This is a genomic window from Streptomyces sp. CB02009 (genome assembly GCF_001905825.1).
Lineage (GTDB): Bacteria > Actinomycetota > Actinomycetes > Streptomycetales > Streptomycetaceae > Streptomyces.
In genome coordinates, this window is sequence record NZ_LIVV01000001.1 from 1,496,416 (window position 1) to 1,515,263 (window position 18,848).

Annotated in this window: 20 protein-coding genes; 13 read left to right on the forward strand and 7 right to left on the reverse strand. The window is 70.9% G+C overall.

Features of this window, described 5'->3' with window-relative positions:
- Position 1 precedes the first annotated feature (1 nt).
- Positions 2 to 958, reverse strand: coding sequence for a histone protein (locus tag AMK27_RS42285; RefSeq protein WP_073903462.1), 957 nt, complete (start codon positions 956 to 958; stop codon positions 2 to 4).
- A 199-nt stretch (positions 959 to 1,157) separates the two neighbouring features.
- On the opposite strand from AMK27_RS42285, the gene AMK27_RS06665 reads away from it, so the two are divergent.
- From AMK27_RS06665 to AMK27_RS06705, 9 genes are all read left to right on the forward strand, one after another.
- On the forward strand, positions 1,158 to 1,520 hold the full coding sequence (locus AMK27_RS06665; protein WP_073903464.1) for a gas vesicle protein GvpO: 363 nt from the start codon (positions 1,158 to 1,160) through the stop codon (positions 1,518 to 1,520).
- Between the two features lie 28 nt (positions 1,521 to 1,548).
- Positions 1,549 to 2,016, forward strand: a complete 468-nt coding sequence (locus AMK27_RS06670; RefSeq protein ID WP_073903466.1) for a gas vesicle structural protein GvpA — start codon at positions 1,549 to 1,551, stop codon at positions 2,014 to 2,016.
- A 3-nt stretch (positions 2,017 to 2,019) separates the two neighbouring features.
- The gene (locus tag AMK27_RS06675) at positions 2,020 to 2,736 is read left to right on the forward strand and encodes a GvpL/GvpF family gas vesicle protein (RefSeq protein WP_073903468.1); all 717 of its coding nucleotides are present in this window, start codon (positions 2,020 to 2,022) and stop codon (positions 2,734 to 2,736) included.
- Positions 2,737 to 2,754: 18 nt separating this feature from the next.
- Positions 2,755 to 3,003 (forward strand): gas vesicle protein GvpG, encoded by a 249-nt coding sequence (locus AMK27_RS06680; RefSeq protein WP_073903470.1) that lies wholly within the window; start codon positions 2,755 to 2,757, stop codon positions 3,001 to 3,003.
- A gap of 22 nt (positions 3,004 to 3,025) precedes the next feature.
- Complete coding sequence (locus tag AMK27_RS06685; protein WP_073903472.1) at positions 3,026 to 3,532, forward strand: gas vesicle protein; 507 nt, start codon at positions 3,026 to 3,028, stop codon at positions 3,530 to 3,532.
- Positions 3,529 to 4,395 (forward strand): GvpL/GvpF family gas vesicle protein, encoded by an 867-nt coding sequence (locus AMK27_RS06690; RefSeq protein ID WP_073903474.1) that lies wholly within the window; start codon positions 3,529 to 3,531, stop codon positions 4,393 to 4,395. The genes AMK27_RS06685 and AMK27_RS06690 overlap by 4 nt, the downstream gene beginning before the upstream one ends.
- A complete protein-coding gene (locus tag AMK27_RS06695) occupies positions 4,392 to 4,607 on the forward strand; it encodes a gas vesicle protein (protein WP_073903476.1) in 216 nt (71 codons plus the stop codon). The genes AMK27_RS06690 and AMK27_RS06695 overlap by 4 nt, the downstream gene beginning before the upstream one ends.
- Complete coding sequence (locus AMK27_RS06700; protein ID WP_073903478.1) at positions 4,604 to 5,032, forward strand: gas vesicle protein K; 429 nt, start codon at positions 4,604 to 4,606, stop codon at positions 5,030 to 5,032. Before AMK27_RS06695 ends, AMK27_RS06700 begins: the two co-directional genes overlap by 4 nt.
- A gap of 112 nt (positions 5,033 to 5,144) precedes the next feature.
- Positions 5,145 to 6,344 (forward strand): amidohydrolase, encoded by a 1,200-nt coding sequence (locus tag AMK27_RS06705; RefSeq protein ID WP_073903480.1) that lies wholly within the window; start codon positions 5,145 to 5,147, stop codon positions 6,342 to 6,344.
- 48 nt (positions 6,345 to 6,392) lie between these two features.
- Here AMK27_RS06705 and AMK27_RS06710 read toward each other — a convergent pair whose 3' ends face one another.
- The 3 genes from AMK27_RS06710 to AMK27_RS06720 all read right to left on the reverse strand — a co-directional run bounded on the left by AMK27_RS06710 (position 6,393) and on the right by AMK27_RS06720 (position 11,574).
- The gene (locus tag AMK27_RS06710) at positions 6,393 to 8,429 is read right to left on the reverse strand and encodes a S9 family peptidase (protein ID WP_073903483.1); all 2,037 of its coding nucleotides are present in this window, start codon (positions 8,427 to 8,429) and stop codon (positions 6,393 to 6,395) included.
- Positions 8,402 to 10,186: an N-acetylglutaminylglutamine amidotransferase gene (locus AMK27_RS06715; protein ID WP_073903486.1), complete on the reverse strand. Its 1,785-nt coding sequence runs from the start codon at positions 10,184 to 10,186 to the stop codon at positions 8,402 to 8,404. Before AMK27_RS06715 ends, AMK27_RS06710 begins: the two co-directional genes overlap by 28 nt.
- Positions 10,187 to 10,404: 218 nt before the next feature.
- Positions 10,405 to 11,574 (reverse strand): carboxylate-amine ligase, encoded by a 1,170-nt coding sequence (locus AMK27_RS06720; RefSeq protein WP_073903488.1) that lies wholly within the window; start codon positions 11,572 to 11,574, stop codon positions 10,405 to 10,407.
- Positions 11,575 to 12,359: 785 nt separating this feature from the next.
- On the opposite strand from AMK27_RS06720, the gene AMK27_RS06725 reads away from it, so the two are divergent.
- Positions 12,360 to 12,620, forward strand: coding sequence for a GlsB/YeaQ/YmgE family stress response membrane protein (locus tag AMK27_RS06725; protein ID WP_073903491.1), 261 nt, complete (start codon positions 12,360 to 12,362; stop codon positions 12,618 to 12,620).
- A gap of 170 nt (positions 12,621 to 12,790) precedes the next feature.
- Positions 12,791 to 13,741, forward strand: a complete 951-nt coding sequence (locus AMK27_RS06730; RefSeq protein WP_079188232.1) for an SMP-30/gluconolactonase/LRE family protein — start codon at positions 12,791 to 12,793, stop codon at positions 13,739 to 13,741.
- Positions 13,742 to 13,843: 102 nt separating this feature from the next.
- Here the strand turns inward: AMK27_RS06730 and AMK27_RS06735 are convergent, their stop codons facing one another.
- From AMK27_RS06735 to AMK27_RS06745, 3 genes are all read right to left on the reverse strand, one after another.
- Positions 13,844 to 14,467, reverse strand: coding sequence for a class F sortase (locus AMK27_RS06735; RefSeq protein ID WP_073903497.1), 624 nt, complete (start codon positions 14,465 to 14,467; stop codon positions 13,844 to 13,846).
- Between the two features lie 55 nt (positions 14,468 to 14,522).
- Positions 14,523 to 15,200: a hypothetical protein gene (locus AMK27_RS06740; protein WP_073904048.1), complete on the reverse strand. Its 678-nt coding sequence runs from the start codon at positions 15,198 to 15,200 to the stop codon at positions 14,523 to 14,525.
- Positions 15,201 to 15,509: 309 nt separating this feature from the next.
- The gene (locus tag AMK27_RS06745) at positions 15,510 to 16,424 is read right to left on the reverse strand and encodes a formylglycine-generating enzyme family protein (protein ID WP_073903499.1); all 915 of its coding nucleotides are present in this window, start codon (positions 16,422 to 16,424) and stop codon (positions 15,510 to 15,512) included.
- Positions 16,425 to 16,492: 68 nt separating this feature from the next.
- Here AMK27_RS06745 and AMK27_RS41720 point away from each other — a divergent pair, with 68 nt between their 5' ends.
- Entirely contained in the window at positions 16,493 to 17,062 is a 570-nt protein-coding gene (locus AMK27_RS41720) for a PadR family transcriptional regulator (RefSeq protein ID WP_073903502.1), read from the forward strand.
- Positions 17,063 to 17,070: 8 nt separating this feature from the next.
- Positions 17,071 to 18,822 carry a sulfatase gene (locus tag AMK27_RS06755; protein ID WP_338014284.1) on the forward strand — a complete coding sequence of 584 codons (1,752 nt, stop codon included), beginning with the start codon at positions 17,071 to 17,073 and terminating at the stop codon, positions 18,820 to 18,822.
- Positions 18,823 to 18,848: the final 26 nt, after the last annotated feature.

Here is an 18,848-nt window from a genome sequence, read left to right on the forward strand (position 1 = left end):
CCTACCTCCGCGTCGAGGGCTTGCGTGCCGCTGTCTTCTTCGCTGCCGGCTTGCGTGTCGTAGCCGTCTTCTTGGCTGCCGGCTTGCGTGCCGCTGCCTTCTTCGCCGGACGGGCGGCGGTCTTCTTGGCGGCCGTGGACTTCTTCGCCGGCGCGGCCTTCTTGGCAGGGGCCGTCTTCTTCGCCGGCGCGGCCTTCTTCGCAGGGGCCGCCTTCTTCGCCGGCGCGGCCTTCTTCGCCGTGCTCCGGCTCGCCGTCGACCGCTTCCTGGGTGTTTCCTTCGTCGTTCTCGACGCGGCCGCCTTCTTGGCCGGGCTCGCCTTCCTGGCAGGAGACGCCGTACCGCGCTTCTGGGGGGCCTTACGGGTGCGCGAGGACTCGGCGGTTGCTGATCGCGAGCTGGACTGCGGGCGGGTCGACCGGCGCCTGCGCGGCTTCTCCGGTTCTGCCTCGGGCTCCTCTTCCTCCTCCTCTTCCTCCTCTTCCTCCTCGGGTTCTTCTTCGCCCTCGGGTTCCTCCTCCCACCCGTCCTCGTCCTCGGCGGCCTCGTCGTCCTCGGGCTCGGACTCCTCCTCGTCCTCCCACTCCTCGTCCCCGTCGTACCGCTCGTCCGCTTCCTCCTCGTCCTCCTGGTCGCTGCCCCCGCCGCTGCCTATGGCGAGCGTCCGCTCGTGGAGGGAGTCGGCGAGGTCGGCCAGCTTGCGGTTGGCCGCTGCGGTGAACGCCTGGCGACCGGCGTCCAGGGCCTCACCTCTCAACTGCTCGCCCATCTCGGCGAACTGGGGTACGTCCTTGAGCTTGGTGAGCCCCTGCGTGACGAGTTGTCCCGGCTCGAGGCCGAAGCGCCGGCCGGCGAGATAGGTCGCCACGGTGAAAGCGAGGCGAGCCTTCTTCGTCCTTCCGAGCACGTAGCCGCCTGCCACTGCTGCTGCCAGGGCGATCTTGGTGGTGTCCTCCATGACCCGTGTCCCTTCACCGGGCGCTGCGGCCGTTCCGCTGCCCGCGCCGAACGCCTGGATCACGTCACGCGTCCGTTGCGGAACGCGTCCGGACGCCCCGCAGGGGCGATGGGATGCGGGCCTGCTCTCCCGGGCATGGCATATGTCCCTATAAGGTGACATTCTAGCCTTAAGCTGCTACGCGTCCCGCGGAAGTGTCATGGGCTCAATGGATTCGGATCGCCCTCGGCGGAGTACCTCGCACTCCGCCGGAGAGAAGCGCCCGCCCGCTCGGCGCAAGCCGGCGTCGAGCAGGCCGAAGGCCGTGGACCCGGGAGCAGCCATGGCTGCCGCCACCGAGCAACTCGCGAGTCTGCTCGGCAGACGTCCCGAGTCCGTCTCCTCACTCAAACCCACCGACGGAGGGTGGGAGGCGCAGGTGGAAGTGCTGGAGCTGGAACGGATCCCCGACACGACAAGCGTGCTCGCCAGCTACAAGGTCTCCCTGGACGAGCAGGGCACGCTGCTCTCCTTCGAACGAACCCGCCGTTACAACCGAGGCATGATCGATCGGCCGTTCTGAGTTCGGTTCGGCCGCGGAAGGAGGCGCCATGACCATGGTGCCGCAGAGCGGCGGAGCCGCCGTGAGCAGGGGAGGTGGTGGCTCCACAGGCAGCCTCTACGACGTCCTGGAACTCATCCTGGATCGCGGTCTGGTGATCGACGTCTTCGTGCGGGTGTCCCTGGTCGGGATCGAGATCCTCAAGATAGACGCCCGGATCGTGGTGGCCAGCGTGGACACGTACCTCCGCTTTGCCGAGGCGTGCAACAGGCTCGACCTCGAAGCCGGCCGCAAGGCGCCGGCGCAGCTGCCCGAAGTGGTCGGCGGCATGGTGGAGGGAGGGGCCCGCGGCAAGTCGAAGGGTGCGCTCACCGGTGCGGTCGAGGCTGTGACGGAGTCCCTGACAGGGAAGTCGCGAGACGACGACGAGCCGGACGAGGAGGAGGAAGAGGAGGCGGAATCCGCGCCCCGACGTCGACGGCCTGCCCGACGCCCGGCACGACGGGAGAAGGAGTGACCGATGGCCCTGTACGTCTACGCGATCACCGCTGAGAACCATCCCCTCGACATCGGCGACCTGTCCGGCGTCGGCTCCGAGCCGACCGCCGTGCGCGGCATCGCCTCCGGGCCACTGCGCGCCGTGGTCAGCGACATCTCCGAGAAGATCCGGCCCAAGCGGCGTGACCTGTCGATTCACCAGGAGGTGCAGGAGCACCTCATGCGCGGCGGCGCCGTCCTGCCCCTGCAGTTCGGCTACACGGCCGCCGACGAGTCGACCGTCGAGCAGGTCCTCTTCAAGAACGCCGACGGCTATCTCGCCAATCTGGAGAGACTCGGCGGATGCGCCGAGTACCACGTGAGAGCGTCGCAGGACGAGGAGGAGCTCCTGCGGCAGATCCTGCACGAGACCCCTGAGGCCCGCGAACTCAACGAGCGCATGCGGGGCGGCGACCGCGATCCCCAGCTGCCGATGGCCCTCGGCCAGCTGATCGCCGCGCAGGTGCAGGAACGGCAGGATGCCCTGGCGTCAGGACTGGTCGAAGCTCTCCTTCCGTTCGCTCGGGAGCACACCGTCCGGCAGGCGTCCGGAGCCGACTTCCTGAACTTCTCCCTCCTGGTGCCCGACGACCGGCGGGAAGAGTTCCGGACCGTGGCGGCGGGCCTCGCCCGACAGATCGGGGACGGCGTCGAGTTCCGGCTGAGCGGCCCGCTGCCGCCGTACAGCTTCGTCGAGTGAGTCGGAAGGAGGGAGACGATGGGACTGCTGACATCCCTGCTCACGCTTCCCCTCGCACCTGTGCGCGGAGTGACCTGGGTCGCCCAGCGAGTGCTGGACAAGGCCGAGGAGGAGTACTACGACCCGGCTCCCGTCTGGAGAGAACTCTCGGAGCTCGAGGACAGGCTCGTACGGGGGGAGATCGACGAGGAGACCTTCGAGCACCGCGAGGACGAGCTGCTCGACCGGCTCGAGGAGATCACCGCCCACCGCACGCAGACTCCATGACGGGGAATCGAGGACCGCTGCCGTGTCTGACCCCCTGCCCGACCGCTTCGGGAGCGTACCTTCCAGGGCCTCGCCGATGCCGTACGGGCCGAGTTCCTCCGCGAACCTCGCGGACATCCTCGAACGCGTCCTGGACAAGGGCATCGTCATTGCCGGAGACATCCGCATCAACCTGCTCGACATCGAACTGCTGACGATAAAACTGCGAATCCTGGTCGCCTCTGTCGACAAGGCCAAGGAGATGGGAATCGACTGGTGGGAGCACGACCCCTCGCTCTCCTCGAAGGCCGGCGGCGGAACGCTGGAGGAGGAGAACCGTCGGCTCCGCGCCGAGGTGGAAGCGCTCAAGCGCGGCGCGGCCATCAGCGACGACGCACGGCACCCGGAGTCTCTCCGGCGCCGTGAGCGGGTCGTACCGGAGATCGACGAACTCGGGACGGACGAGCCGGAGGACCAGGACGTCGATCCGGACGCGGAGGACGAGCCGGCACCGCGCCGCGGGGCGGCACGACGAAAGCGCAGCACATGACCGCCCGCGAGAACCTCACGTATGTCTATGCCGTGGTGCCCGACACCTGGCGGGTGAGGACAGGACTCGAGGGCCTCCGCGGTGTGTCGGGCGCGGACGTGTCCCTCCTCGGCGAAGGCGAGCCCCCGGAGAGTGAAGGCCTCTCCCCTTCCCTCGCGTTCGTCATCAGCCGGGTGGCAGCGCACGAGTTCGACGAACGGACGCTGAAAGCCCGCTTCGAGGACCTGGACTGGCTGGAGGGCATCGCGCGCGCCCACCACGAGGTGGTGCAGGCGATCGCCCGTGAGGACACCGTCCTCCCGCTTCGGCTCGCGACCCTCTACCAGGACGACGAACGCGCCCAAGAGGCACTGGCCGCCCAGCGGCAGGTCTTCGCCGAACGGATCGCCCTGCTCCGCGGGCGGAGCGAATGGGGCGTCAAGCTCTACATCGGCGCGGCCGAGCCGGCGAAGGACCACGGCGCCGACGGTGCCGGGAGCAGCAGCACGCTCAGCCCGGGCAAGGCGTACCTCCGTCGTCGCCGGGCCCAGCACAGTGTCAGGGAGGACCACTACCGAAACGCCCAGGAGGCCGCGCAGCGCATCGACGCACTGGTCTCCCGGTTCCGTACGCACCGGGTACGCCATCCCGCGCAGCACGGTGAGTTGGCGGGGCCCGAGGAGAACGTCCTCAACGACGCCTACCTCGTCCCGGACGACCGGACCGACAGCTTCCGTGCCGCGCTCGCCGCGGTGGCGGCGGACCTCGACGGCGTACGCGTCGAAGTCACCGGTCCGTGGGCGCCGTACTCCTTCGCCATGCCACCGCCACCGCCGTCCGAGCCGAGCCGGGAAGCCGCCGCACGGGACGGACCGGTGCGATGAGCGACGCTCACCTCACCGAGCCGCTGCCCGGCCGCCAGGTGGCCCTCATCGACCTGCTCGACAGACTCCTGAGCGGCGGTGTGGTCCTCTCCGGGGACATCGTGATCTCGATCGCCGACATCGATCTGGTCCGTGTCTCCCTCCGCGCCCTGATCGTGTCCGTCGGTTCCGAGGCGGACCCGCTCGGGCCGTCCGCCCGGAGGCAGGCGTGACCGGGGCCCGCCCGGCGCCCGGAGGGCGCGACGGCGTTCCGGCCACGCAGCCGCTGGACGGCATCGGCGCTGCCCTCGGCGACGCGTTCCGCCTCGTGCAGGCACCGCCGGCCGCCGCCGACGAACCGAGCCGCCCCGCGCGCAGGATCCGTACCGACCGGGAGTCGGTCGAGGAGGACCTCCTCAAACTCGTGCTCACCGTCGTGGAACTCCTGCGTCAACTCATCGAGAGACAGGCGCTGCGACGCGTCGACACCGGCGACCTCAGCGACGACCAGGAGGAGGAACTGGGCGCCACCCTCATGGCACTGCACGACGCGTTGAGTGACCTCTGCGCCGAGCACGGCTACACACTCCAGGACCTCAACCTCGATCTCGGCCCCCTGGGGCCCCTCCTCCCACCGGCCGACGGAGGGCCCGAATGACAGGACGGTGCAGGGCACCGGGACGATGTCACGCCAGTCACCGTGGACATCGACCGGTCGCCCTCTCCACAGACGACTGCGCGCCGGCTCTACCCGGCCCGAGGAGGTCCACGTGTCGCAGACTGCGGAGTCCGTGCACGCCCGCGCCAGGGAGGCGGTGTCCGCCCTGGAGGACCGGCTGTGGAACGTGAGCCTCGCGCTCCACCGTGAGCCGGAGACGGCCTACGAGGAGCACCGGGCGGCCCGGTTGTTGACGGGCGAGCTCGAACGGGACGGCTTCGAGTTGGAGCGCGGAGTGGCAGGCCTGCCGACCGCGTTCGTTGCCCGCACCGGGTCCGTGAGCGGGGGAGGGCCTTGCGTCGCCGTCCTGATGGAGTACGACGCGCTGCCGTCGCTGGGGCACGCGTGCGGCCACAATCTGATCGCGTCGGCGGGTCTCGGTGCGGCGCTCGCCGTGCGGGCCGCGCTCGGTGACTTCGAGGGGTCTCTGCTGGCGGTCGGAACGCCCGCCGAGGAGCGCGGCGGGGGCAAGGTCGCACAGGTGGCGGCAGGGCTGTTCGACGGTGTGGACGCGGCCCTGATGTTCCACCCGGGTGTCCACGACTGGACGTGGGCGCCGCTGACGGCCAGCGCGCAGGTCCGGGTGGGGTTCCACGGCCGTGCCGCACACCCGACCGGCAGCCCTACGGAGGGAATCGACGCGCTGGGGGCCCTGATCCAGCTCTTCAACACGCTCGGCGTGCTGAGCAGGCGGCTGCCTGCGGGCTCGCACGTCCACGGCATCGTGACGGACGGCGGAAGGGCCACGAACGTCGTCCCCGCGTACGCGGAGGGCATGTTCGGGTTGCGCGGGGCGACCACGTCAGCGCTGGAGGACCTGGTGGACGAGCTGCGCTCCTGCGCGCGGGGCGTGGCGTCCGCCACCCGTACCGGGGTGGAGGTGGCCGACGTGGGAGGGCGGTACGAGCACTTCCGTGACAACGAGGTGCTGTCGGGCCTGTTCGCCGGACACCTCGGCCGGGCGGGCATCCGCTTGTCGGAGCCGGAGCCAGGTGTGTACCTGGGGTCGTCCGACTTCGGGAACGTCAGCACGCTGGTGCCCGGGACCCACCCCTGGGTCGCCATCATGGGCACGGAAGGTTCCGGCCACACGTACGAGTTCGCGGAGGCGGCGGCGGGGCCCCGGGCGCGGCGTGTGATGACTGCGGCGGCGGAGGCGCTGGCGTGTACGGCGATCGACGTGCTGCTGCGCTCGGATGTACGGGACCGGGCCTGGGCCCGTCTGAGGGCGAAGGCGGCCGAAGGGCTGTGACCGGCGCTGCTCCGCGCTGGGAGAGGCGGGCGCCGGTCCGCGGGCGGCTCAACCGAGCAGCCAGCGCCGCATCCACCCCGCGGCGGCACGGCGGAACAGCCGCCGGTTGTCGGCACGCCGGAAGTCGTGGCCCTCGTCGCCCAGCAGAAGGAGCTCCGCGGGCAGGCCCCGGGCCCGTGCGGCGCTCACGATCTGCTCGGACTCGCCGGGCGGTACGTTCGTGTCGTGCTCGCCGTGCACCGCGAGCAGCGGCACGCGCAGCTCGTCGACGCGGCTCATGGGCGACAGCGCACGCAGGAGCGCGCGGTCCCGCTCGGGATGGCCGTACTTGTGAGCGGCGGACTCGGCGAGCCAGGGTTCGGTGCCGGCGAAGAACGTGGCGAAGTCCGACATCCCGCACACCGTGATTCCCGTGCGGAAGAGATGGGGGTGCCACACGAGCGAGGCCAGTGTGAGGTAGCCGCCGTACGAGTGCCCCATGACGGCCAGCCGCGTGGGATCGGCGAGGCCGGAGGCGACCGCGTGGGTCGCGCAGTCGGCGACGTCGTCGATGGCCGCGAAGCGTCCTTCCCCCAGGTCGGCGTCGACGAAGGAGCGGCCCCATCCGGACGAGCCGCGCACGTCGGGGGCGAAGACGTCCATGCCCTCGCCGAGCAGTTGCTGATAGAGCGGGTCGTAGACGGGGCGTTCCTGGTCCTCCGGGCCGCCGTGGAGGTGCAGGACGCATGGCGCGGGTTCACCGGGAGCCCGGCCGGGAGCCCGCCGGTACCAGCCGCCCAGGAGGAGCCCGTCGCGAGCCGTGGCACGCAGGGGGACGGGGCGTACGGGTGGGAGTCCCCGAGGCACGGAGGCGGCGTCACTCGCCGACCAGGGGGTACGTACGGGGGGCGCCGCGGCGGGCACCGACCACACTCCGGGGCGTCTCCGTGAACCCGAGAGTGCCACCAGCATGCCGTCCGGCCCCGCGGGCGTTACCCGGGTGACGACCTCGTGCTCCAACGTCACCTCGCGCGGCGTGGGCGCCTCGCTCCGTTCACCGGTGAGGGGAAGGGTCTCGAGCACGCTGGTGCCGCCGTCGTTCCAGACCAGGGCCGCTCGCCGATCGCCCTCGACGAGCGTGAGGAGTTCGAGGTCGGACGCGTCGCGAGCGATCACCACGGAGAGCTCCGTCCGCCGACCGGCGTCGTCGAGGTGGAGCGCCAGAAGTGCCGCGAACTCCCGTTCGTGGTTGCTGCGCAGCCACACCGTGCGTGCGTCGGGCGAGAAGCGGCCGATCCATGGGTCGCCGTCCGCGACGGGCAGGGCGCACGTCGGGGTCCGGTCCGCCGTACGTACGATCACGGCTTCGCGTCTGCCTCGGGGCCCGCGCCGCAGCAGGGCGAGCCGCCCGTCCTGGCTGATGTCGCACACACGCAGCGTCGCCGCCCCGGTCTCGTCGGCGATGAGCTCGGGCGCGGTCGTTCCGGTGGGATCGACGAGATACGCCGTGAGCCGGTCACGGGCCGGTACGGGCGCACGGGCGCTCGCTCCACCCGGACGGGGGCCGTCGAGGAGGGTCGCGTGCCCGTCGCGTTCCGTCCAGCCGGCGGGACGGTCCATGCCGGCGCGCGGGCCGGATCGCTCTCCCATCGGCTCGGCGACCGTCACCGCCAGGGCCGATCCGTCCGGAGCCCAGCACCCCAGATAGGCGGAACTCCCTGGTTCCACGCCCGCCAGGGCCCTGCGGTCCGAGCCGTCGGGGCGGACGCAGAGGACGCGCGTGTGACCGCTTCCCCCAGGAGCGACGGTGTACGCGATCCACTCGCCGCTCGGGGACCAGGAGACCTCCGTGACGTGATCCCGACCGGTGTCGAGGAGGTGGACGCCGCCGCCGTCCACCGGCCCGGCCCAGAGCTGCGGCGTGCCCTCGCGGTCGCAGATGAACGCCGCCTGCTTCCCCCGGGGGTCCGGGGAGGGGTGCCAGCAGCCGTGCGCCACCGACGGCCGCGGGTTGTCCCGCGGGCCGCCCGCGTCGGCGAGCTGCTCCGCGACGGGAGCCGTCGACACGGGCTCGTCCGTCAGCTGATTCCGTGTGTCTGCAGCCATGTCTCCAACAACGCTACCTGCCACAGGGCGTTCGCCCCTCGCTTCGTGCGGTGGTCGTCCGGTGCCGCCAGCAGCGTCGCCACGTAGTCGTCGCGGAAGAGCCCGCGCGCCCGGGCCTCCGGCGCGGTCAGGGCCTCCCGTACGCGTTCGAGGACGGGTCCCGCCATGTGGCGGACGGCCGGCACGGGGAAGTAGCCCTTGGGGCGGTCGACGACGGCGCGCGGGAGTACGGTGCGCCCCGCTCGCTTGAGTACGCCCTTGCCGCCCTCGGCGAGCTTCAGTGCCGGTGGGCAGGCGGCTGCCAGCTCGACCAGCTCGTGGTCGAGGAAGGGCACCCGGGCCTCCAGGCCCCAGTCCATGGTCATGTTGTCGACCCGCTTGACCGGATCGTCCACGAGCATGACGTGCGTGTCGAGCCGGAGTGCCGCGTCCAGTGCGGTCTCGGCGCCCGGCGCCGCCATCTGGGTGCGGACGAACTCGGCGGACGTGTCGTGGTCGGGCAGCATGTGCGGCTGAAGGATCTTCGCCAGCTCGGCGTGCGAGTGGTCGAAGTAGACCTCCTCGTAACGCCGGGGCTCTCGCTCCCGCCGGACGTTCGCCAGCGTGGGGTACCAGTGATAGCCGGCGAACACCTCGTCGGCCCCCTGGCCGCTCTGTACGACGCTGATCTCCTTGGAGACCAGCTCCGACAGCAGGTGGAAGGCGACGGCGTCGTGGCTCACCATCGGTTCGCTCATGGCGGCGATCGCACCGCCCAGGGCGGTGGAGACGCGGTCGGACGGCACCATCAGCTGATGGTGCTCGGTGTCGAAGTGCCGGGAGACCTGGTCGGAGTAGGCGAACTCGTCACCCTCCTCGCCCGCCTCCGACTCGAAGCCCACGCTGAAGGTCGCCAGGTCTCGCTGCCCCGCCTCGGACAGCAGGGCGACGATGAGGCTCGAGTCGAGGCCGCCCGACAGGAGGACGCCGACGGGGACGTCGGCCACCGTTCGGCGCCGGACGGCCGTGCGGAGCGCGGCGAGGACTGCGTCCCGCCAGTCGTCCGGCCCCCAGCCGGCGAACTCGGCCCGACGCGTGTAGGACGGTTCCCAGTAGTGCTGGTCGCGATGGGTCCCGTCCGGTTCCACGACGCGTACGGTCGCCGGCGGGAGTTTGCGTACCCCTGCGAGGACCGTCCGGGGCGCGGCGACCGTGGCGTGCCAGCTCATGTACTGATGCACCGCCACCGGATCGAGTGAGGTGTCCACGCCGCCACCCGCGAGAAGTGCCGGGAGCGAGGAGGCGAAGCGCAGACGGCCGGGCAGTTCAGCCAGGTAGAGGGGCTTGACGCCGAGCCGGTCACGTGCGAGGACGAGTCGGCCGGTCTCGTGTTCCACCAGCGCCACGGCGAACATGCCGACGAAGTGCCGGACGAAGTCGGTGCCCCATTGACGGTAGGCCTTGATGACCACTTCGGTGTCGGATGTGGTGACGAACCGGTGGCCGAGCCGGCGCAGTTCCTCACGGAGTTGCCGGTAGTTGTAGATGCAGCCGTTGAAGACGCAGGTCATCAGCGCCTGGCTGTCCGTCATCGGCTGGGCTCCGCGCTCCGAGAGGTCGATGATCTTCAGACGTCGATGGCCCAGTGCGACGGCGCCCTGTGACCACAGCCCCCGGCCGTCCGGACCGCGGGCGGCCATCCGGTCGGTCATGCGCTCGACCGCTGCCAGATCGGGTGGTCCCTCGTCGAAACGGATCTCACCGCTCAAGCCGCACACCCGGCACCCCCAGGACGTGCGGACGATCGGCCGCGCCCCGAAGACATTCGGGGTGGCCGGGCGGTGGGGAAGGCACGTGCCCGCCCGCGTTCGGCGCTCGTCCGGGCCTCGTTCGACATCAGCATGGTGTTCTCTCCTCGATCCGCCGTCCTATGGCAGGAGGCGTCCGCTCGCGGCAGGTGAGATCGGCGGTCCGCGTGATCGGCAGTGCGGGTGCGTCACCTCCGACGGGCCTGCGCCGGCACGTCTTCCGCCCGGGTGCGGGTCGTCCTGCGCCGTGCGCCCGCCCGACCGCGACGGTTCCAGTTCTCACCGCGGGTCTCGGCCAGGAACAGGTCCACGGCCGCGAGCAGGTCGTTGTCGTGGGCCGCTCGGCGGAGGCGGTGCGCGGCGCTGCCGCGGGCCAGTGCCTCCTCGGTCAGGCTCTGAGTGAGCTCCCAGTCGCCGTACGCCTCCAGCGTCGGGCGCAGCCGCCGGAGCAAGCTGCGCACCACGTGCGGAGCCGGCTCGGGCCGGTGGGTGGCGGGGTCGATCAGGTCGCCCTCGAGGCCGGATCGCGCGGCCCGCCACGTGGCCGTGCGCAGCCATTCGTGCCGGTCGTCGCAGGGAGGCGCATCGGCCGGGGCGCAGGCGTCGACGACGAGAGCCCGGAAGAGGGCCGAGAGCAGAACCACCGTCTCGACGCGCGGGCAGGCGTCACAGATCCGCAGTTCGAGCGTCTGCAGGTGCGCGGAGGGGCGGACGTCGTAGTAGATCATTCCAGGGTCGCTGATGACGCCGGTGACGATCAGCTCGTCCACCGCGGCGTCGTACTCCTCGGCGCCGGTGAAGCATCCTGCCGGTCCCGAGGTGGGCCAGCGCTGCCAGATCATGGTGCGCCAGCTCGCGTAGCCGGTGTCGGACCCGAGCCAGTAGGGAGAGCTCGCGGACAGCGCCAGAAGAGGCGGCAACCACGGGTTGATCGCGCAGAGCGCCCGTACGGCGGTGTCTTTGTCGGGGACGTCGACATGCACTTGAGCGCCGCAGATCAGTTGCTCGTCCGCGACGCGCCGGTACTCCTCCGTCATGGCTCGGTAGCGGGGGTCGTCGGTCGCGGGTACGGCTCCGAGTCGCGCGATCGGGGCCGCGCCCGCGGCCATGATCGCGAGGCCCTGAGAGGAAGCGGCTTCGTCGAGACGCCGCCGCGCCGAGGATAGGTCGGTGTAAAGCTCGTCGAGCAGCGTGTGCACGCCGCTGTTCGACTCGACGACCGACTGGGGGAGCTCCTGGGTGAAGTCGCCCCTGTGCCGGGGAAGCCGCCCTAGTACGGCGTCGGCCCGAGGCGTCAGCGCGCCGCTCTCGACATCGATCACATGGAATTCTTCTTCGACACCTATGCGGACGACCACTTCAACCCCTGGGCGAGTTCGACGATCTCCGGGCCTGTTCTCGATCCGGCTGCGGCCCCTGTTCGGGCCTGCTCTGCGGCTGCCCCGGCGGGGCGGATTCAAGCATGCCCTGCTCGCATGTGACGTGATGCGCTCATCCGAGCACTCGCAGCGGTGGGGCTAGGCGCGACCGTCCAGTATTTCCGTAATCGATGTTTAAGTTTGAACGGATGGTGCAGAGGCGTTAGTGGCGGCTAAATGTCAAGAAGTCCATCCCTCACGCAGGGCGCCGGGAGGAGATGAAGGTGAAATGCGGCGCGGGTCGACGCGGATACGGCCGCGGAAGGCGCCGGGTGCTGTCCCGGTGGACACCGCGGGCCGTCGCTCGTCGAAGCTTCGTGCGATTGACCAAGTGGGAGCTCCGGTTGATGGTGTGGAGCGTGCGCACGGCCTGTCGACGCGCCGTCCACGCCGTGCTTCCAGCGCCCCTTCGGCACAGAGTGTAGGGAACCGGGGCCGGGGCCGGATCTCTGAAGGGAAGAGCCATGAGTGCTCGGGAGAAAGCCAAGGCGCGTATGGAAGAAGTCGCGGGTAAGTCCGTGAGGAAGTCCGCACACGCCGTGGGAAACGAGAAGCTGGCCGCCAAGGGCGGAGCGCTGCAGGCGCGCGGCAAGGCCCGCCGCCTCAAGGAGAAGGCGAAGGACAAGCTTTCGTGATCGCCCGACCTGAGGCGTGCGTACGTGTGGGTCGTCCTCCCCGCGGCGATCGCCACGGACGGACAATTCCCCTGTGAGAGAGAAGGAATCATGGGAATAATCGCTTGGATCCTCCTCGGCCTTCTCGTGGGCATCATTGCCAAGATGTTGATGCCCGGAAAGGACCCGGGCGGCATCATCGTCACCACGCTCATCGGCATCGCCGGCGGTCTGCTCGGCGGATGGCTCGGCAAGGTCCTGTTCGACGTGGACTCCATCGACGGGTTCTTCGATCTCTCCACGTGGATCGCGGCCATCATCGGAGCGCTCATCCTCCTCGCGGCCTATCGTCTGTTCGCGCGGCGCAGGTGACGGGTCGACGGGTCCCGACTTACGTCTCATCGGCGAGGTCTGGCGACGTCTGGGGCGTTGGGGTGGCCCCAGGCAGGACGGGCGGCGTGGTTCCCGCCGCGGTCGGTGCCGCTTCCTATGGTCGGGGCAGGTACGGCAGCGGGCCGGCCGCTCAGACCTGATGGGGAGCCATGGCACGTACGACGGCAGGGTCCGGAACGGTGACGTTCGCGCAGCCAGAAGCACGCGCCTCGCGTCGATGGGCCCGCCGGCTCGCCGCCGCGGTGGGTTTCGTGGCGCTGTGCGCGCTGTCCACGACGGCGGCGGGCGCGACCCCCGCGCCGGAGGAGCGGCCCTCCGCGCACGCGCCGTTGTACGTGTCCGACTACGGCAACAACCGGGTCGTCGCCCTGCCCGCCGGGGACGGCGACCAGACGACCGTTCCCTTCGAGGGTCTCGTACGGCCGACGGGCATGGTCGGGGACGAGGCGGGCCGGCTCTACGTGTCGGACACCGGCAACAACCGCGTGGTCGTGAGGGCCGCGGACGGCAGCGGCCAGTCCACCGTCCCCACCGACGGCCTGTCGCGTCCGCTGGGACTCGCCCTGGACCGGGCGGGGAACCTCTACGTCGCCGACAGCTTCAACGACCGGGTCGTGAAGGTGTCCGTGGCCGACGGGACGCAGACGACCGTACCGACCTCGGGTCTGCTGCACCCCTGGGGGCTTGCGCTGGACGCCGCCGGGAACCTGTACGTCTCCGACTTCGTCAACGACCGTGTCGTCAAGGTGCCTGGTGACGGCAGCGGCCAGTCCACGATCCCCGCCATCGGCCTCTCCCAGCCGACCGGACTGGCACTCGGCGCCGCGGGGGACCTCTACATCGCCGACAGCGGCAACAACCGCGTGGTGAGGATCGCGGCGGGCGGCGGCCAGACGACCGTCCCGACCAGCGGTCTCAGCGACCCGCTCGGTCTGGCACTCGACGGCTGCGGCGGCCTGTACATCGCCGACGGCTTCAACAACCGCGTGGTCCGCGTCCGGGAGACCGGCGGTGGCCAGACCACCCTTCCCTCCACCGGCCTGAACACACCGACGGGCCTCGCCTTCCTGCGGCCCGGCGCGCACTCGCCTCGCACCTGACCGGCCCTGCGGTTCCGGGCCTCCGACCGCGTCGGGCTGCGCGACCCCGAGGTCTCAGGGGCCGCCCGAGCGACGCGAGGACCTCCGGGGCCCCGGAGGGGCTCAGGCAGTCTTCTTCTGCACCGCGGTCAGGTGGGCGAAGGCGATGACGTTGGCCGCGTAGCCGGTCTTCTTGTCGAAGCGGCCGCCGCAGGTGATGAGCCTGAGTTCCGGACGGTCGGTGGATCCGTACACCTTGTCGTCCGGGAACTTGTCCTTGTCGTAGGTGTTCACCTCGTCGACGGTGAAGACGGCGGTACTGCGGTCGGCGCGGGTGATCTTCACCGAGTCGCCCCGGCGCAAAGCCTTGAGGTTGAGGAAGACCGCGGGGCCGGTGAGCGTGTCGCGGTGGCCGACGAGGACGGCCGTGCCGGCCTCACCTGGGGACGGGCCCGCCTTGTGCCAGCCCGCCGTCATCGGTCTGTCGAGTGGTGGGGCGCCCAGCCGTCCGCGCGCGTCGAGGCCGAGAGAGGTGAGCGGCGCCTCGACGAAGAGAGCGGGAACGGCGATCCGCACCGGCCGCGAGCGCGCCAGAGGCGCGTGCGCGGCCGGTGGAACCCGTGGAGCGCCGCCGCCCGCGGCATCGTCCGCGCGGGCAGCGACGGCCGGGGGGCCGAGTTCCTCTGACGAGTCCGAGCAGGCCGACACGAGGCCCGCCAGTGACGCGAAGGTCACTGACAGGGTCATCGTGAGTCGGCATGCGCGACTCGGCCCCCGCCGCCGTGGACGTCGGCGGTGCGTGTCAGGCCTCGTTGCGGGCACGGCGCACTGCGGACCGGCGGACCACGACCAGCGCTGCGATGCCCGCCGCGGCAGCGGTCAGCGCGGCACCCGTGCCGAAGTTCGACTCCTCCTCGGCGCTGAGCGTCTCCAGGTCCGGGACCCCGCCGCCGCCCGCCGGGACGGAGCCGGACGGCTGCCGGTAGTCCGATCCGGCGTTGATCTCCGCGGCGGGGCTGCCGCTCGGGCGGGCCGGACGGTTCGGGCCCTGGGCCGCGGCACGGCCGGCACAGTCGATCTTGAAGCTCCTGTGCTTCGGGCCGGACGGGACCGTCCACACGAGTTGGTACGTTCCTTCCGGCAGGAGGTAACGCTCGCTGCGGGCCGCGCCGTTGACGAGTGGCAGCGTGCTCACCAGAGTGTCGCCGGGGGGCACGGTCGGCGGCTGCTCGGTGATCGTCCAGGGCACCGCCGGGAAGGACTCGAAGTTGCTCGCGACGAGGGTGAAGGCGCAGACCTCGACGCCGTCCTGGCCTCGCGAGTGCCAGCCGGCGGAACGGACGTTGAGGTCGCCGCTGTCGCCGGGAGCGGCGTGGGCGGCCGGTGCGCCGACGAGGGCGACGCCGGCGAGGGCGGCCGCCGCGGCCGCAGTGGCACCGGCGCGGACGCCGGTCAGTCGCAGGGGGCTGGACAGAGTCACGGTGAACTCCTTCATGGTGGGCTGATTGTCATACCGGTGAGTCGCGGCTCATCAGATGTCATGGGGCCCGGCATGCAAGGGATGTGCCGCTCGACTCGCGGGGAATCACCTGACTGGTCGACAGAGATCAAGGTGAGGCGGGTGGGTCGGGCCCGGGGAAGCCCGATCTCCGCGCCGTCCTCACGGCCCGGCTCCGGCCCTGCGGGAGACCGGCGGGGTCCGTGCTCCGCGGCATCGGCAGACGCTGCGTCGCCGTGGCCGCCTGCGTTGCCGTCGTGACGTCGGCCGACGCCGCGCCGCCGTGGCCGCCTACGTGGCCGCCGTACGGAAGCCGCAGTTGCCGCTGCTTGAGGACGGCGTGTTGGCCGAGCGGGCGGCCACCCGGTAGCGGTGGCAGTAGGAGTCGTGGCACAGGTAGGAGCCGCCCCGGATGACCCGGCGGGTGCCCGAACCGGGACCTCGGGGGTCCTGCCGCGGGGAGTGCGCGTAGAAGTCCGCGGCGAACCAGTCGGCGCACCACTCCCAGACGTTGCCGCTCACCTCGTACAGGCCGAAGCCGTTCGGGGGATACGAGCGGACCGGAGCCGTGGCCAGCCATCCGTCGGCCCCGGTGTTGGCGTAGGGGAACGGCCCCTGCCAGATGTTGCACTGCCACCGTCCGCCCGGGGTGAGTTCGTCGCCCCAGGGGAAGCGCCGGCCCTCGTGCCCGCCGCGGGCGGCGTACTCCCATTCGGCCTCGGTCGGCAGCCGCCGCCCCGCCCACGTGCAGTAGGCCGTCGCGTCGTCCCAGGACACGTGGACCACGGGGTGGTCCGGATCGGCCTCCGACAGCGGGCCGTGCGGGTGGCGCCAGTCGGCCCCCCGGACCTGGAGCCACCACGGCACCGAGGGATCGGCACCGAGGACGTCCGTCTGCTCGGCCGCGGCGGCGAGATGGAAGACGGCCGAACTCCCCTCCCGCTCGGCGACGGTGACGTACCCGGTGGCCTTCGCGAACGCCGCGTACATGGTGACCGTCACCGCCGTGACGTCGATCGAGAAGGGGGCGATCCGCACCTCGTGGACCGGGCCCTCCCCGTCGTCGGCGTAGCCCTCCCCGAAGGCGTCCCCCATGAGGAAGCCCCCGCCCGGCAGCCGCTCCTCGTCGTGGACGGGCGGTGCCGGGGCCGGGTCGACCGGGCCCGGCCGTTGTGAAGGTTCCGTTTCAGGCACGCAGCAACGCATTGACGGGCCTCCGTCTCGAGGATATGAATGGCCGCACATAGGAAACATTGCACATAGGAGTCGGGTCTGTGAAGTTGGAGTACGTCCTCCTCTCCCTGCTGGCACAACGGCCCCACAGCGGGTACGACCTGCGCAAGTGGCTGCAGATCGAAGGTCAGTTCCTGTGGTCCAGGGCGCACCACAGCCAGATCTACCGGGCGCTGCGCACCATGGAGTCGGACGGCTGGGTGGCCCACCAGGTCGATCCGCGCGAAGGCCGGCCGGACGCCAAGGTGTACCGGATGACCGAGACCGGGCGGGACGCGCTGCTCGCCTGGGTCCGCGGCCCGTACGAGCCGACCAGCCGATTCCAGGAGGTCGACTTCGTCGCCCGGTTCTCGATCACGGTCCCCCTGGACCGGGAGGCCGCCGTACGGCTCATCCGCACCGAACTCGCCTACCGGCGCGAGCAGATCGCCCGCAACCGGGACAGGGACCGCGCACTCCACTTCGAGGACCCCATCCCCGAACTCGACCAGGAGCTCGCCCGGCAGGTCCACGAGGAACTGCACCAGCGCGGGGCAGAGGCCGTCGACGGGTGGGTGGCCTGGCTGGAGCGCATGGAGCTGCGCCTGACCGAAGGGAAGTCCGTCCGATGAGGGCGATCATGGTGATGTTCGACAGCCTGAACCGGCGGATGCTGCCGCCGTACGGCGGCGACTGGACACACGCCCCGAACTTCGCGCGGCTCGCCGAACGGACGGTGACCTTCGACAACGCCTACGCGGGGTCGATGCCGTGCATGCCCGCCCGCCGCGAACTGCACACCGGGCGCTACAACTTCCTCCACCGCAGCTGGGGACCGCTCGAACCCTTCGACGACTCGATGCCCGAACTGCTCAAGCAGAACGGGGTGTACACGCACCTGGTCAGCGACCATCCCCACTACTGGGAGGACGGCGGCGCCACCTACCACGGCCGGTACAACTCCTGGGAGTTCTTCCGCGGCCAGGAGGGCGACCCCTGGAAGGGACAGGTGGCCGATCCCGAGATCCCCGAGGACCTGAAGCGGATGCGCTCGGCCGTGTACCGGCAGGACTGGGTCAACCGGCCCCACATGGCCACCGAGGACCGGCACCCCCAGACGCTCACGTTCGACGCCGGTCTCGAGTTCATCCGCACCAACCACGCCGAGGACCGCTGGTTCGTGCAGATCGAGACCTTCGACCCGCACGAGCCGTTCTTCAGCCACCAGCGGTACAAGGACCTCTACCCGCACGCCTACGACGGACCGCACTTCGACTGGCCCGACTACAAGCGGGTGGTCGAGACGGACGAACAGGTCGCGCACGCCGGGTTCGAGTACGCCGCCCTGCTCTCCATGTGCGACCACTCCCTGGGACGGGTCCTCGACGCCATGGACGCGTACGGCCTCTGGGACGACACCCTGCTGATCGTCAACACCGACCACGGCCTGCTGCTCGGCGAGAAGGGCTGGTGGGGCAAGTCCGTCCAGCCCTGGTACAACGAGCTCGTCCACCTGCCGCTGTTCGCCTGGGACCCGCGCTCCGGCGGCGCGGGCGAGCGGTGCGACACCCTCGTCCAGACCATCGACCTGGCCCCCACGCTCCTCGAGTACTTCGGTGTCGAGCGCCCGGTCGACATGCAGGGCGCTCCGCTGTCCGAAGCCGCCGACACGGACCTGCGCGAGGCGGGGCTGTTCGGCATCCACGGCGGCCACGTGAACATCACGGACGGCCGGTACGTCTACATGCGCGCGCCCGTCGACGCCTCCAACACCCCGCTGGAGGAGTACACGTTGATGCCGACGCACATGCGGGGCCGCTTCACCCCCGCGGAGCTGGCCGACCTCGAACTCGCCGAACCGTTCGGCTTCACCAAGGGCGTCCGCACCCTGCGGATGCCGGGCCGCACCTTCGTCAACCCGTACCACCACGGCAGCCTGTTGTTCGACCTGCGCGACGACCCCGAACAGCTCCGTCCGCTCGTCGACGACGAGGTGGAACTGCGGCTCGCGACGCTGCTCGTGAAACTCATGCGGAGCACCGAAGCCCCGGCCGGCCAGTACGAACGGCTCGGGCTGCCCGCCGAGGGCGCGGTGACCGACGCGCACCTGCTCGTACGGGCCCAGCGGGGCCGGGCCGAGAGCGCGGCCGTGCCTCTGCCGCGCACCGAGGACTACCCGCAGGGGAGGCTGTCCCTGCGCACGCCCGTCGCGACGCTCCTCGGCGACGTGGTGGCCGCCGAGATCCTGAAGCGGCACCTGCCCGGGATCGCGGACTCCGAACTGCTGCAGTTCCTGGGACCGACCCCGCTGATCGACATCGCCGCGATGGCGGGCGGCATGCTGCCCGCCGAGAAGCTCCGACAGGTCGCCGAGGAACTCGCCAAGCTCTGACGCGTACACGAAGCGTGCACGAGGCC

Bases quoted from the DNA above. Each gene is read 5' to 3' on its own strand.
- AMK27_RS42285 (WP_073903462.1), bottom strand. From the start codon at position 958: ATGGAGGACACCACCAAGATCGCCCTGGCAGCAGCAGTGGCAGGCGGC.
- AMK27_RS06665 (WP_073903464.1), top strand. From the start codon at position 1,158: ATGGGCTCAATGGATTCGGATCGCCCTCGGCGGAGTACCTCGCACTCC.
- AMK27_RS06670 (WP_073903466.1), top strand. From the start codon at position 1,549: ATGACCATGGTGCCGCAGAGCGGCGGAGCCGCCGTGAGCAGGGGAGGT.
- AMK27_RS06675 (WP_073903468.1), top strand. From the start codon at position 2,020: ATGGCCCTGTACGTCTACGCGATCACCGCTGAGAACCATCCCCTCGAC.
- AMK27_RS06680 (WP_073903470.1), top strand. From the start codon at position 2,755: ATGGGACTGCTGACATCCCTGCTCACGCTTCCCCTCGCACCTGTGCGC.
- AMK27_RS06690 (WP_073903474.1), top strand. From the start codon at position 3,529: ATGACCGCCCGCGAGAACCTCACGTATGTCTATGCCGTGGTGCCCGAC.
- AMK27_RS06695 (WP_073903476.1), top strand. From the start codon at position 4,392: ATGAGCGACGCTCACCTCACCGAGCCGCTGCCCGGCCGCCAGGTGGCC.
- AMK27_RS06710 (WP_073903483.1), bottom strand. From the start codon at position 8,429: ATGGCTGCAGACACACGGAATCAGCTGACGGACGAGCCCGTGTCGACG.
- AMK27_RS06725 (WP_073903491.1), top strand. From the start codon at position 12,360: ATGGGAATAATCGCTTGGATCCTCCTCGGCCTTCTCGTGGGCATCATT.
- AMK27_RS06730 (WP_079188232.1), top strand. From the start codon at position 12,791: ATGGCACGTACGACGGCAGGGTCCGGAACGGTGACGTTCGCGCAGCCA.
- AMK27_RS06735 (WP_073903497.1), bottom strand. From the start codon at position 14,467: ATGACCCTGTCAGTGACCTTCGCGTCACTGGCGGGCCTCGTGTCGGCC.
- AMK27_RS06745 (WP_073903499.1), bottom strand. From the start codon at position 16,424: ATGCGTTGCTGCGTGCCTGAAACGGAACCTTCACAACGGCCGGGCCCG.
- AMK27_RS06755 (WP_338014284.1), top strand. From the start codon at position 17,071: ATGGTGATGTTCGACAGCCTGAACCGGCGGATGCTGCCGCCGTACGGC.